The sequence below is a fragment of the Sphingorhabdus sp. EL138 genome (assembly GCF_900258045.1).
In the GTDB taxonomy this organism is placed as follows: domain Bacteria; phylum Pseudomonadota; class Alphaproteobacteria; order Sphingomonadales; family Sphingomonadaceae; genus Parasphingorhabdus.
In genome coordinates, this window is sequence record NZ_OGVD01000001.1 from 318,598 (window position 1) to 331,405 (window position 12,808).

Annotated in this window: 14 protein-coding genes; 6 read left to right on the forward strand and 8 right to left on the reverse strand. The window is 55.2% G+C overall.

What is annotated here, in order from left to right; translation table 11 throughout:
• Window positions 1-10: 10 nt before the first annotated feature.
• Window positions 11-436 (reverse strand): hypothetical protein, encoded by a 426-nt coding sequence (locus DK507_RS01510; protein ID WP_109354297.1) that lies wholly within the window; start codon window positions 434-436, stop codon window positions 11-13.
• Window positions 437-453: 17 nt separating this feature from the next.
• Window positions 454-903: a peptidylprolyl isomerase gene (locus tag DK507_RS01515; RefSeq protein WP_109354298.1), complete on the reverse strand. Its 450-nt coding sequence runs from the start codon at window positions 901-903 to the stop codon at window positions 454-456.
• A gap of 180 nt (window positions 904-1,083) precedes the next feature.
• Between DK507_RS01515 and mgtE the strand changes: the two genes are divergently transcribed.
• Both mgtE and DK507_RS01525 read left to right on the forward strand, forming a co-directional pair.
• A complete protein-coding gene (gene mgtE, locus DK507_RS01520; protein ID WP_109354301.1) occupies window positions 1,084-2,493 on the forward strand; it encodes a magnesium transporter in 1,410 nt (469 codons plus the stop codon).
• A gap of 3 nt (window positions 2,494-2,496) precedes the next feature.
• Window positions 2,497-3,015 (forward strand): GNAT family N-acetyltransferase, encoded by a 519-nt coding sequence (locus tag DK507_RS01525; RefSeq protein ID WP_109354303.1) that lies wholly within the window; start codon window positions 2,497-2,499, stop codon window positions 3,013-3,015.
• 19 nt (window positions 3,016-3,034) lie between these two features.
• Here DK507_RS01525 and DK507_RS01530 read toward each other — a convergent pair whose 3' ends face one another.
• Window positions 3,035-3,535, reverse strand: a complete 501-nt coding sequence (locus DK507_RS01530; protein ID WP_162558839.1) for a hypothetical protein — start codon at window positions 3,533-3,535, stop codon at window positions 3,035-3,037.
• A gap of 163 nt (window positions 3,536-3,698) precedes the next feature.
• On the opposite strand from DK507_RS01530, the gene DK507_RS01540 reads away from it, so the two are divergent.
• The gene (locus tag DK507_RS01540) at window positions 3,699-4,100 is read left to right on the forward strand and encodes a DUF1489 family protein (protein ID WP_109354306.1); all 402 of its coding nucleotides are present in this window, start codon (window positions 3,699-3,701) and stop codon (window positions 4,098-4,100) included.
• A gap of 504 nt (window positions 4,101-4,604) precedes the next feature.
• Here the strand turns inward: DK507_RS01540 and rpsI are convergent.
• The 4 genes from rpsI to DK507_RS01560 form a co-directional block, all read right to left on the reverse strand.
• Window positions 4,605-5,138, reverse strand: coding sequence for a 30S ribosomal protein S9 (gene rpsI / locus DK507_RS01545; protein ID WP_109354307.1), 534 nt, complete (start codon window positions 5,136-5,138; stop codon window positions 4,605-4,607).
• Window positions 5,138-5,617, reverse strand: a complete 480-nt coding sequence (gene rplM, locus DK507_RS01550) for a 50S ribosomal protein L13 (protein ID WP_109354308.1) — start codon at window positions 5,615-5,617, stop codon at window positions 5,138-5,140. Before rplM ends, rpsI begins: the two co-directional genes overlap by 1 nt.
• Window positions 5,618-5,775: 158 nt before the next feature.
• Window positions 5,776-6,099 (reverse strand): divalent-cation tolerance protein CutA, encoded by a 324-nt coding sequence (cutA, locus tag DK507_RS01555; RefSeq protein ID WP_109354309.1) that lies wholly within the window; start codon window positions 6,097-6,099, stop codon window positions 5,776-5,778.
• Window positions 6,096-7,166, reverse strand: a complete 1,071-nt coding sequence (locus tag DK507_RS01560; RefSeq protein WP_109354310.1) for a COX15/CtaA family protein — start codon at window positions 7,164-7,166, stop codon at window positions 6,096-6,098. The genes cutA and DK507_RS01560 overlap by 4 nt, the downstream gene beginning before the upstream one ends.
• Before the next feature lie 141 nt (window positions 7,167-7,307).
• Between DK507_RS01560 and DK507_RS01565 the strand changes: the two genes are divergently transcribed.
• The 3 genes from DK507_RS01565 to dxs all read left to right on the forward strand — a co-directional run bounded on the left by DK507_RS01565 (window position 7,308) and on the right by dxs (window position 10,352).
• Window positions 7,308-7,715 (forward strand): MerC domain-containing protein, encoded by a 408-nt coding sequence (locus tag DK507_RS01565; protein ID WP_254054224.1) that lies wholly within the window; start codon window positions 7,308-7,310, stop codon window positions 7,713-7,715.
• Between the two features lie 120 nt (window positions 7,716-7,835).
• Entirely contained in the window at window positions 7,836-8,294 is a 459-nt protein-coding gene (locus DK507_RS01570; protein WP_109354311.1) for a Fur family transcriptional regulator, read from the forward strand.
• 129 nt (window positions 8,295-8,423) lie between these two features.
• On the forward strand, window positions 8,424-10,352 hold the full coding sequence (gene dxs, locus DK507_RS01575) for a 1-deoxy-D-xylulose-5-phosphate synthase (protein ID WP_109354314.1): 1,929 nt from the start codon (window positions 8,424-8,426) through the stop codon (window positions 10,350-10,352).
• A gap of 1 nt (window position 10,353) precedes the next feature.
• Here the strand turns inward: dxs and DK507_RS01580 are convergent, their stop codons facing one another.
• On the reverse strand, window positions 10,354-12,711 hold the full coding sequence (locus tag DK507_RS01580) for a S8 family peptidase (protein ID WP_109354319.1): 2,358 nt from the start codon (window positions 12,709-12,711) through the stop codon (window positions 10,354-10,356).
• Window positions 12,712-12,808 lie beyond the last annotated feature (97 nt).

The following is a 12,808-nucleotide window of genomic DNA, read 5'->3' on the forward strand; positions in this document are numbered from 1 at the left end:
AGTCGTCAGTCTATTCTTTCCGCGTGAAACGCGATGTTCTCCCGCGGGTGCCATCAATGTAGCTCAGTTTTTCTTCTGACACGGAATAGAGCAGATAGCAGGTTTGTTTTTCTTTTCCGCGCAAAACGAATGCTTTACCATCCATATCGGGCACGCGTGTCTTGCAGCTATCGACAAAGATGATCGATACGTCGTCTTGCAGTTCGCCATTCCGGAGGGTTTGGAAGCTGCTGTCCTCCACCAAGATAGTATCTGCGGAATTGTTGTCAGACACCCATTGCCCCTGCATGTCGGCAAGAGGACCGGTTTCGGCGGCGGCGGGATCAATGGGTTCCGTTACCTGAATTACAGCGCTGTCTGATTCATCATCTCCGGCCGCACAGGACACCAGCAAAAAGCTGGTTGATGCGAGGCCGGAGAGGAAGGCGCTTTTCACAAATAGGCCGCTTAAGCTTAACCCAGTGTCACATTTTTGATTGAGCCGGGCTCTGCTGGTGGCTCACCTTTGGGCAGGGCATCCACAGCATCCATGCCGCTCGTCACTTCGCCCCAGACGGTATATTGGCCGTCCAGGAAACCCGCGTCGTCGAGGCAGATGAAAAACTGGCTGTTCGCGCTGTTTGGATCCATTGTCCGGGCCATCGAGCAAACGCCGCGACTGTGCGGAGCATCGCTAAACTCGGCCGGAATATCCGGCTTGTCGGAACCGGACATGCCTGTGCCGGTTGGATCACCACCTTGCGCCATGAAACCGTCAATCACGCGGTGAAAAACAACGCCGTCATAAAAGCCTTCCGATGCCAGCTCGGTAATCCGCTCAACATGGCCGGGTGCCAGGTCAGGGCGAAGTTTGATTTCTACATCGCCGGTATTCAGGTGAAGGGTCATTTTTTCATGCGCCATGGAACATTCCTTACGATTTGTGTTTCGGTGATAAAATCTCTGGCTCTGCATATAGGGGGGCAATTCGTAAAAATCACCCGCTGCTTTCGATAAATGTCACAAAAGATTGCAATTATACCGGCACAGCTATTACAAACCCGCCTCATGTGACGCCAATGACCAGAAAAGGGGAGCATCGCCATGACCGAGATGACAGACGCTCCTGAAGTGGAAGATGTTGCACCACGACGCCTGGATGAAGACAACCGCCTGACCGACGAATTTGTCCGTTCAGTTTCCGAGGCGGTGGACGAAGGCAATGCCAATCTCGCACAGGAACTGGTCAACCCGCTGCACAATGCCGATATTGCCGATCTGTTCGAGTTGATCGACGAGGATGAGCGCGCGCCGCTAGCCGGGGCACTGGGCGATCTGGTCAGCGCCGATGTTTTGTCGGAAATGAACGAGCATGTTCGCGAAGATCTGATCGAGATTCTGGAACCTGGCCAGATTGCAGACCTGACGGAACAGCTCGAAACCGATGATGCTGTCGCGATTATCGAGGACCTTGAGGAAGGCGAACAACAAGCTGTTCTGGCCGAGCTGGATGACGAAGACCGCGCGGTTATCGAGAGTGCCCTTACCTATCCCGAGGAATCCGCGGGCCGCATCATGCAGCGGGATCTGGTCGCCGTGCCAGAGCATATGAATGTTGGCCAGCTGATTGATTATCTGCGCGAACATGGGGACCTGACCACCGAATTCTGGGAAGTCTATGTAGTCGATCCATCTTATAAACCGGTCGGGACCTGTCAGCTTAGCTGGATATTACGGGTGCCCCGTAACATTGCGGTTGCCGATATCATGAAGCGGGAACAGACCTTGATCCCTGTCGACATGGATCAGGAAGAAGTGGCGCTGCGTTTCCAGAAATATAATCTGATCTCGGCTGCTGTCGTCAACGAAGACGGCCGGTTGATCGGCATGATCACGGTGGATGACATCCTCCACATTGTCGAAGATGAAGCCAGTGAGGATGTCCTGCTGCTCTCCGGTGCTGGCGAAGGCGATATTAACGAGCCGATACGCGACAGCTATAAATCACGTGTAAAGTGGTTGATTGCCAACCTCGCCACCGCGATGATTGCGAGCTTCGTAATCTCGATATTCGGGGCCGCCATCGAACAGATGGTCGCACTCGCCGTCCTGATGCCGATAGTGGCCTCAATTGGCGGTAATGCAGCGACCCAAACCATGGCGGTTTCGGTGCGCGCGCTGGCGATGAACGAACTGACCCGATCCAATACGCGCAGGGTCATTATACGCGAATTTCGCGTAGCATTGCTGAATGGAGGGACGATTGCCGTTCTGATTGGCATTGGTACGGCGCTGGTTTTCAGCAATTCGATGCTCGGCGGGGTCATAGCAGCGGCCATGCTTATTAACATTGTGATCGCTGGCTTTGCTGGGATTTTTGTTCCGGTCATGCTGGAACGGATGAAACAGGATCCGGCATTGGCATCGTCCGTCTTTGTCACCATGATCACCGATACAATGGGCTTTTTGGCTTTCTTGGGCCTTGCAGTGGCAAGCGGGATGGTTGGTTTCTAGCGCATGCATAAAATTGAAACGGAGCGGCTGGTGCTGCGCCCTCATATCGCCAATGATTTTGACGCTTACAAAGCCATGTCGCAGGATCCAGAGGTTATGCGATATATTGGACGGGAGCCGTCGAAAGATGACGAGGCATGGCTGCGTTTTCTGGCGCATTCCGGTCGATGGGAATTTTGCGGTTACGGGCTGTTTGCTGTCATTGAAAAAGAAACCAATCGATATATTGGAGATGCCGGTTTCAGTGATTTCCGTCGCGGCCTGGGCGCGGACTTTGATCCTTTTCACGAGGCTGCCTGGATGTTCTCAACCGCTGATCAGGGCAAAGGATATGCTTTTGAAGCCATGTCCGCCGCACAAAAATGGTTGGACGATGAATTCTCGCCGGAGAAAACAGTGTGTATCATCAGCCCAGACAATGGTCCGTCGATAAAACTGGCAGACAAGCTGGGATATCGGGAGACGGAGATCAGCCGCTACAAGGATAGCGAAGTTATGATGTTTGAACGCTTCAACCGATAAAAGCCATAGTTATCGGCCATCATCCGGAGCGGTTTTCGACCAGCCAAGGCTTATAGACCGAAGCAAAATTACGCATATCGGTATAAATGCGATCGCGTCCGCATGGCGCAATCATCTCACAGATCAGCGCGTCGAAACCGGGCCGACACTCTTGCCTGACACAGCATAGCATGTTCAGCAGCAACATCTCGTCCGGCATCGTATGCGGACAGCAGGCGCGAGCGATTTTCACGCTTTCGGGCCAAGCCTCGCCAATGGCTTCAACCAGGATGAGAAAACGGTTTGCCGCAAGCTCCCCGCCAAGACGATCCTGTAAATAGGGACGCGAGTCACGATAGCATTTCTGGCTCATGACCGCGACACGCAATGACATGATGATCCTTGCCTCTGATGCAGCGAGTGACATCAAGTCAGGTAAAGGCGTTATCAGTTTTGCGAGACTGCCGGCCCTCAGATTGCTTAGCTCTGATTTTCCGGCTCTCGATTTTTCCGGCTCCGACCTTCCCGACCATAATCCCATGTGCGCTTCTCCTCTTTCAGGCTCGATTCCGACTGTATGATATTGATAATCATTTGCAACAAAAATATGAACGATGCGATGAATAGAGCTTTCAAGGCTACAGGAAGCATTCCAAATCCTAAGGCCGCTTGACTAATCCGGCCGCGGCCCACACATAAGCGCCATGCCGCTCAACATGACCAAAATCGCGTTTCGCAGCGAGAGTCCCGCGACTTTACGGGCGTGGCTGGAATCACACGCGGAACAGGGTGAGGCCCGGCTGACAACGCGCTACTTGCCCAAGCGTCATGCTGAAATGATCGGTGGATCGCTCTATTGGATTCACCAGAAGAAGATCGTCGGGCGCAGTCCAATTATAGGTTTCATGGAAAATGGCGAAGGCCGCCAATGGATCCGGCTCGAACCCAAGCTGATTGCGGTCCAGACCATACCGCGCCGTGCGCATCAGGGCTGGCGTTATCTGGAAGAAAAGGATGCACCGCCTGATTTGGGCGAAGGCGCAGAAGGGGCCGAAGAAATGCCCGCCGAGATGCTTGGCGAACTGTCGAAACTCGGGCTAGTCTAAGGTTCTGAAGGCCAATCGCATATAGCAGTGAAATTTTTCCTGTATAATATCAAAGGGATGACACTTTTTTATAAAGCCAACTCCCATAAAATATTCATAGTTTTTTCATCAACTTAATCGCCAAATGGGATAAAAACGTCATTTTTGCAATGACTTGCATGTCCATTTTTTCCAATTGGCAACCATAGCTTGGCTGTATCCATGCAATCAGAACGATGACGCGTCCCCCCAACCCCCAAACTGACGATCATTGTTCGGAACGACAAACAAGTTTCCCATCAACCATGGTGACCCGCCATCTACTTGGGAAACGGATGATTCAGTGAGTGTCGTCACATTCACAGAATAACAGGGGAACAGGTCGGAGCGATCCGGCCTGTTTTCTTTTGTACCTGTGGGCCCCGATCACAACATGCCCAATGCATCCAGGCAGCAAACGTAGAGAAGGCAAAAAAAGGCGGCCCGCAGGCCGCCTTTCTCGAAACTTGGATATGGTATCCCGGTTTAGCGTTTTGAGAACTGGAAGCTCTTACGCGCTTTCGCCTTACCGTATTTCTTACGCTCAACCTTACGGCTGTCGCGGGTCAGGAAGCCTGCCGCTTTGACCGTGGAGCGCAGAGCTGGTTCATATTTGGTCAGGGCCTGCGAAATACCATGTTTCACGGCACCCGCCTGACCGGAAAGACCGCCACCTTTAACCGTAACGTCAACATCATATTGGCCTTCACGATCGGTAATCGCGAAAACCTGGTTGAGAACCAGACGCAGGGTTGGCCGTGCGAAATAGGTTTCCTGATCGCGGCCGTTGACCGTGATCTTGCCCTTGCCGGGCTTCAGCCAGACGCGGGCGACCGCATCTTTACGCCGACCAGTTGCATAGGCGCGGCCATATTGATCCAGCTCCTGCTCGCGCAGTGGCATGGTTGATACGGGCGGCTCAGCTGTATCGGTTGCGCCGCCTTCAGCAGCAGGCGCGTCGGTTACGGCGTCGCCAGCAATTTCTTTAAGATCAGCGAGATCGGTTTTTACATCAGACATTATGCGCTCACCTTGTTCTTGCGGTTCATGGAAGCCACGTCGAGCGGCTGTGGGTCTTGGCCAGCATAAGGATGCTCGGTGCCATTGAAGAGGTGCAGGTTACGCATCTGCGCAAAGCCAAGTGGGCCTTTTGGAATCATGCGTTCAACCGCTTTTTCCAAAACACGCTCAGGGAATTGACCTTCAAGGACTTTTTCCGCTGTGCGCTCTTGCAAGCCGCCGGGATAGCCGGTGTGCTTGTAATAGATTTTGTTCTTGGTCTTGTTGCCAGTGAACTTCACTTTACCAGCGTTGATCACGATGACGTGATCGCCGCAATCCACATGCGGGGTGTAGCTTGGCTTGTGCTTGCCGCGCAGGATGTTGGCGATGATCGTGGCAACACGGCCAACAACCAGATTTTCGGCATCAATAATATGCCATTTCTTTTCGACGTCTGCGGGTTTGACCGACTGCGTCTGTTTGGTGATACCCTTCATGGGATTTACTCCTTTGGAGCCCTCTTTTCAGGAGAGCGACGAATCAAAATGATAAAAGCCGAGCGCAAAGCCCGGCCAAGTGGGGCGCTAATGACGATGTTTTACCGTCAAGTCAAGCGAAACTGCGGCTTTGCTGACGGGTATAATAATACCGTACCTTATTTCGTAATCTGTCCGGAAAGCCATTTTGCATAGGCGGCGTCACTGTCATCGGCCGACCAGCATAGTATCGCTGGCGTGTCGTAACTGTGTAAAGCTTTTACCCGTGCCATTGCTGCTTTAGCCGCTGATTCCATGGTTTTGAGCAAGATCGGATATTCTCGTTCCTCGCAAAGCTCTCCTTCCCAGACATATTGCGAAACAGCTGGCGCCAGATGATTGGCGCAGGCGACTAGCTGCTCGTCCAGCAATGTCCGCGCAACCTGATGGGCTTCTGTGCTTGATCCGAACGTCGTGTAGATCAGGGCCGGTTTGTCGGTCATGCCTTCACTATAGCAGGATTATCACGACCCAATATATGTATTCCCCAAGCGGTCGAGGCAACGACCAGCGCGCCAACGGCCTGATGCAGCACCGCCAGTGTTATATCCATCCCGGTCATCACAGTCGCGATACCGAGCAATATCTGGGTGCCGAACGCACTGTGAATGGCGACGGATGCCATGCGCGATTGTCCACGAACCTTGCGCGCTAGCACGATCAGAAAGCCGACCGTGATCCACGCCCACCAGCGGTGAATGAAGTGTGTGAGATAGGGGTCATTATTTATCGCCGCCCATGCACCGAAGGTGAAATCAATGCCTTCGGGCACAAAATGGTCATTCATCAGCGGCCATGTGTTGGAGACATAGCCTGCGTTGAGGCCGGCCACATAGGCGCCGAAAAGCAATTGCAGGAACAGGACAAATGCGACGGCCAGACCGAAGCCGGTCATCCGCGAGGGCTTTGCAGCGCCGCCATCCAACCGCTTCAGATCAAGCGCCGTCCAGACCAGACAGGCCAGAATGAACAGGGCCATCAACAAATGCGTCGCAAGCCGGAAATGGCTGACATCGGTCAATTCTGAAAGTCCCGAGCTTACCATCCACCAGCCGATAAAACCCTGTAGGCCGCCGAGAAACAGGAGGCCGGTCAAGCGCCAGCCATAGCCGGATGGAATGGCGCGCTTCACCGCGAAATAGAGGAATGGCAGCGCAAAGGCCAAGCCGATCACCCGACCGAGCAACCGGTGCACCCATTCCCAGAAATAGATGAATTTGAAATCTGCCAGCGTCATGCCCGCGGGCCCGGTAATTTCAATATATTCCGGAATCTGCTTGTATTTTTCAAATTCCGACTGCCAGTCCGCTTCATTGAGCGGCGGGATCGCGCCCATGATCGGTTTCCATTCGGTAATCGAAAGACCGGATTCGGTCAGCCGCGTAATACCGCCGACAATCACCATGACAAAAACAAGAAAAGCGACCGACAACAGCCAATTGGCAATAGCTATCGGCCGACTTTGCGACGCGCCGTTTAGAGGCGCCTGAGACTGGGCAATACTGCTCATGATCGGCTATGTGATGCCAAAACGACTGCATGGCAAGTATTGCACTCCAAAAACTGTCACATAATGTGGAATGATATGTTGTATCTTAACACTTCCCAGCCTATATCTGAATAAACAAACAACGTAATGGATTGCTGAGTCGTGTTTACGACGTCGAACCTTTGGAACAAAGACGGCCTTTTGGGCAAGGATGGATTATGGGACCGTATCGCGGTGCTCGTTTCTGGTCTGTGCCTGGTCCATTGCATATCCACGATGGTATTTGTTGCTTTGCTGTCATCGGCAGCAGGCGCATTGCTCGACCCGATCGTCCATGAAATCGGCATTGGCGTCGCCATTGCCCTCGGCCTGTTCACCCTCGGCCGCGGCGTGATCGATCATGGCTATATCATGCCAGCCGCGATTGGCGGCCTGGGCCTCGGCATCATGGCAGGCGCCATCACCATCGGCCATCAGGGTGACCATGGCGGCGGAGAAATTCTTTTTACCATGGTTGGTGTGGGAATACTCGCGCTTGGCCATGATCTGAACTACCGCGCAACGCATTAGTTTATTTAACCTCAAGCGCCGGGCGGGCTCATCCGTGCCCGCCCGGCGCTTGAGGTTAAATAAAGAATCCAACAAACACCTCCCCTTGCCCCCGCACCCAAAAATCCCTAAATCACAGCCATGGGAAAACATGATCATCATGAGCATCACGGCGAGTCTCTCGCTGATGCCGCGCGCCATAATCTTGAGGCTGCCGGCGAAAAATGGACCGACACACGCGCAGCGATTTTCGAAGCACTAGCCGGTTTTTCACGTCCTGCCTCGGCCTATGACATAGCCGAGCTGGTATCGGCCGCACGCGGAAAACGCGTTGCGCCCAACAGCGTGTACCGGATTCTCGATCTCTTCGTTGCCAAGAACCTCGCCATGCGTGTGGAAAGCGCCAATGCCTATCTCGCCAACAGCCATCCCGGCTGTGAGCATGACTGTATGTTCCTGGTCTGCGACACCTGCGGAGAGGCAACCCATATTGATGATGACGTCCTGTCGGCAAAAGTGCGCGGCGTGGCGCAGGAACAGGGTTTCAGTTCGATCCGGCCGGTGATCGAAGTGCGTGGCATCTGCCAGAAATGCAGCTAAAGGCAATTTTTGACGACCAAGAATAGAGTCGTCTACAATCCATCGTCAGCAAATATTCAGGGGCTTTCTGCTGAAAGTTCGACATTATCGGCCAAGTTCGTTAAAACTGGGTCGAAACAGGGAGTAAATATGCCAGATCCAAAAACACCGCTTCTGGATACAGTATCGTTTCCAGCGGATCTGAGAAAATTGAAACCGGAGCAACTCAGGCAATTTGCTGATGAGCTGCGCGCCGAAGTTATCGACACAGTTTCCGTCACTGGCGGCCATCTGGGCGCCGGACTGGGCGTGGTCGAGCTGACCGCTGCTATCCACTATGTGTTCAACACGCCCGAAGATCGCCTGATCTGGGACGTCGGCCATCAGTGCTATCCACATAAAATTATTACCGGCCGCCGCGACCGTATCCGCACGCTGCGTCAGGGCGGCGGGCTATCGGGCTTCACCAAGCGCACCGAAAGCGAATATGATCCCTTCGGCGCAGCGCATAGCTCTACCTCGATCAGCGCCGCGCTGGGCTTTGCGGTTGCCAACAAGATGGCGGGCAAACCGGGTCGCGGCATTGCGGTCATCGGCGACGGCGCGATGAGCGCGGGCATGGCCTACGAAGCGATGAATAACGCGCAGGCAGCCGGCAACCGTCTGGTTGTGATCCTGAACGATAATGACATGTCGATTGCACCTCCAGTGGGGGGCCTTTCCGGCTATCTTGCTCGGCTAGTCTCCTCCAGCGAGTATCTCGGCATCCGCAAATTTGCGAGCAAGCTTACCGCAAAACTGTCCCGCCGCCTGCATGGTGCAACGGAAAAAGCCGAAGAATATGCACGCGGTATGGCGATGGGCGGTACGTTATTTGAAGAATTGGGCTTCTATTATGTCGGCCCGATTGATGGTCATAATATGGATCAGTTAATCCCCGTGCTGGAAAATGTCCGCGACAATGCCGAGGGGCCGGTCCTGATCCATTGCGTCACCCAAAAGGGTAAAGGCTATGGCCCTGCTGAAGCGGCAGCGGACAAATATCACGGTGTTGCCAAATTTGATGTGGTATCCGGCAAGCAGGACAAGGGGCCGGGCGGTGGACCACCAGCCTATCAGAATGTTTTTGGCGAGACGCTGGCAAAGCTGGCTGACAATGATCCGCGCATTTGCGCGATCACAGCCGCCATGCCATCCGGCACCGGCGTCGACAAATTTGCCAAGGCCCATCCGGATCGCGCCTTTGATGTTGGCATTGCCGAACAGCATGGCGTGACCTTCGCGGCTGGTTTGGCCGCACAAGGGATGCGACCTTTTGCAGCAATCTATTCAACCTTCCTGCAGCGCGCTTATGATCAGGTTGTGCATGATGTCGCGATCCAGAACCTGCCAGTGCGCTTTGCGATTGACCGCGCGGGCCTAGTCGGCGCGGATGGCAGCACCCATGCGGGTAGTTTTGACATTACCTATCTCGCGACCTTGCCTAATATGGTGGTAATGGCGGCATCGGATGAAGCTGAACTGGCCCACATGACCTACACCGCCGTAGAATATGACGAAGGTCCGATTGCCTTCCGCTATCCTCGCGGTAATGGCACGGGCGTGGAGATACCGGAAAAGCTGGAAAAGCTGGAAATTGGCAAGGGCCGTATCGTACGCGAGGGCAGCAAGGTTGCCATCCTGTCACTCGGCGCGCGTCTTGGCGAAGCGCTGAAAGCCGCCGACCGTCTCGATGCCAAAGGGCTCAGCACTACGGTGGCGGACCTGCGCTTTGCCAAACCGCTGGATGAAGAATTAATCCGCAAATTGTTGACTACCCATGAGGTGGCCGTAACCGTCGAAGAGGCCTCCGTTGGCGGGCTCGGTGCGCATGTCCTGACATTGGCTTCCGACACAGGTCTGACCGACGCGGGCCTCAAAATCCGCACCATGCGCTTGCCGGATGCATTTCAGGAACAGAATAAACCGGACGTGCAATATGCAGAAGCCGGCCTCGACGCCGATGGTATTGTCGACACGGTGCTCAAAGCGCTGCGGCATAACAGCACCAGTATAGAGGAAACCGGCGCACGGGCTTAATCTAAAACTTCAACTGAAACCGCACCGCCGCGCCAAAGTCATCATTAAGAGCTTCGAAATGCCCCGGCTCTTGCCGCCAGAACAGGTTGGTGTTGAGATACCCGCCCCAAAGCGGTGTCGCATAGACAAGCTCGCTGACCAGTTCGCGGCCTTGCGGAGCCAGATTCAGCGTCCGCTGACCAAATTCGGTTTGCAGGGTTTCATAGCTGTAACCAACCGGAAGGTTGAGGTTCAACCCGCCCGATGAAACGCGCAGCGGCTGGGCAAAGCGGAACGCGATCTGGTCGGAAGTGCTGAACAGGCCGGTCTTGCTGAGATCAGCCGCAAAGCTGGAGGTCTTGAGCGTTCCGCTGGTGACCAGACTAGCGCTATCCACTTGCGTCCAGCCTTGCCGCCAACTTGCCCCGGCGCGCCAGCCATTGCCGATATCATATCCGGCACGCCCATCGACAAACCAGCTTTGCGCGCCGCGCGCACCTATAGTGTCGACAAAACGCGAGCCCAAAATCGTGTCACCTTCACTGAGCCAATTGGCGGCAATGCTGAGCGATGCGGCACCAATCCGGCGATCAATCGCCAGGCCCAGCCCGCTAAACCGGTAGCGCTGGCGGTCCAGTCCGATCAGGTCATCCAGCCGGTTTTCATCCGCATCCACCCGGGCGACGCCGCTCTCCGCGCTCGCAGTCAAACCAAAGCCAGCAATCTCATGCCGCATCGCCAGAGCGCTTTTGACTTGTCCAGCAAAGCCGCGCTCACCTGTTGGTGTTGGTGCGACCAGAAAAGCCGGCTGGCTGGTGCCCTGCATCTGTGCAACCAGCCCGCTGGCGTTTTTCCGGAATCCGAAGGCCACCTTCATCTCTGGCGAAACCTGTGTCATCACCGATGCCGCCAGCATCCGCGCCTTGCGTGCGTTACTGTCCGACAGCGTCAGATTATCGCGCCCGATCAACCCAACCGGATTACGCCCGATATTTACCGCTATCTGCATGCCCGCGCTTGATGCCACCATATTGCGGCGGTCCCCGCTCAGCGCGCCGGTCAGTTTATATTCCGGCACAGCCACCTTCAGGTCATGCGCAAGGTTTAGCGCAAAGGCCCGGTCAAAGCCATCCAATATGATCGCGCCGACATTCTGCCCCTGCAGCGCGGCATCCCCCATTGCGGCAGAGGTTTGGCCGCCGGCCGCGGTAAGATCGACTTCTTGGCGACTGCCGGCCAGAGAGCTTTGTCCCTGCGGTTGAAAGGCGGCGGCAATGTCGAGCACGCCGTTGCCATAGACCGCGTCAGTTCCCGCATCACCGGCATCACGCGCACTGGTGAACAAAAGATCGACGATCTGCGCACCGGTCAGATTGGGGAAAGCCTGCGCCAGCAGCGCCACGGCTCCGGAAATCTGCGGCGCGGAGAAAGATGTACCGCTCCACAGGAAAGCCGTGTCCTGATTGTCATCGGCCCGCACCCGCTCACCGAGCGCCGCCAGATAGTTGGCGGCCTGGCTTCCCGCGCGGTTGCTGAATGTCGAGATATTCTCGCTGGCTCCGACAGAGCCTGCTATGATCACATGCCCGTTGCCACTATCGGCGATGCCCGCCGCAAAGCCATCGGGTGTGGCTGTGCCGTCATTTCCAGCAGAAACGACGACGACCACCCCAGCGGCAGCAGCATTGGCAACCGCATTGCGCACGCTGTTTGAGATATCCGGCCCGCCCAGGGAAATATTGACCACCCGTGCACCACTAACCCGTGCCTGGTTGATCGCCGATGCGATCGCGCCGCTGTTATGACTGCAACCGTCATCATCCGGATCATCGGGATCATCCATCGCACAGCTGCCGGGACTGTCTGTGCGCAGGACCAGTATATCCGTATCAAATGCGATGCCGTGCGTTCCGCTGTCATTCTTGCTGCCAGCGGCAACGGACGTCACCGCTGAACCATGACCGCCTTCATCACCAATACCGCGCGTGCCAGCAAAATCGCCGCTATCAGGATGGATGCGTCCGGTAAATTCGGCACTGTTCGCATTTACGCCGCTATCGATCACACCCAATACAATGCCATCGCCCGTCGCGCCGGCATTGTACGCGGATATCGCCCCATGTTGGGTTGGACCATCGGATCGGCGAAATTCGGCAGTGTTGAAATTGGTCGCTGGGGGCGTTGGCGTAGGGGTCGGTGTTGGCGTCGGAGTGGGAGTAGGTGTTGGTGTTGGCGCAGGGGTCGGCGCCGTCGTAGGAGGTGCCGGTGTTGGCGATGGCCTGGCGTCGCTGCCGCCTCCACCACCACAAGCTGACAAGAGGATCAGTGGTGTTACCACTGCTACAAAATAAGTCGCCCGACCCGCCAGATGCTTTTTCATATTACCCCGTCTTCCCGATTAACCAAAAAGCTATAGGCAATCTGCGTTACCGACAGCTTAACATCGATCAGCGCTTGCGGACGTGCGGCGGAGTGAT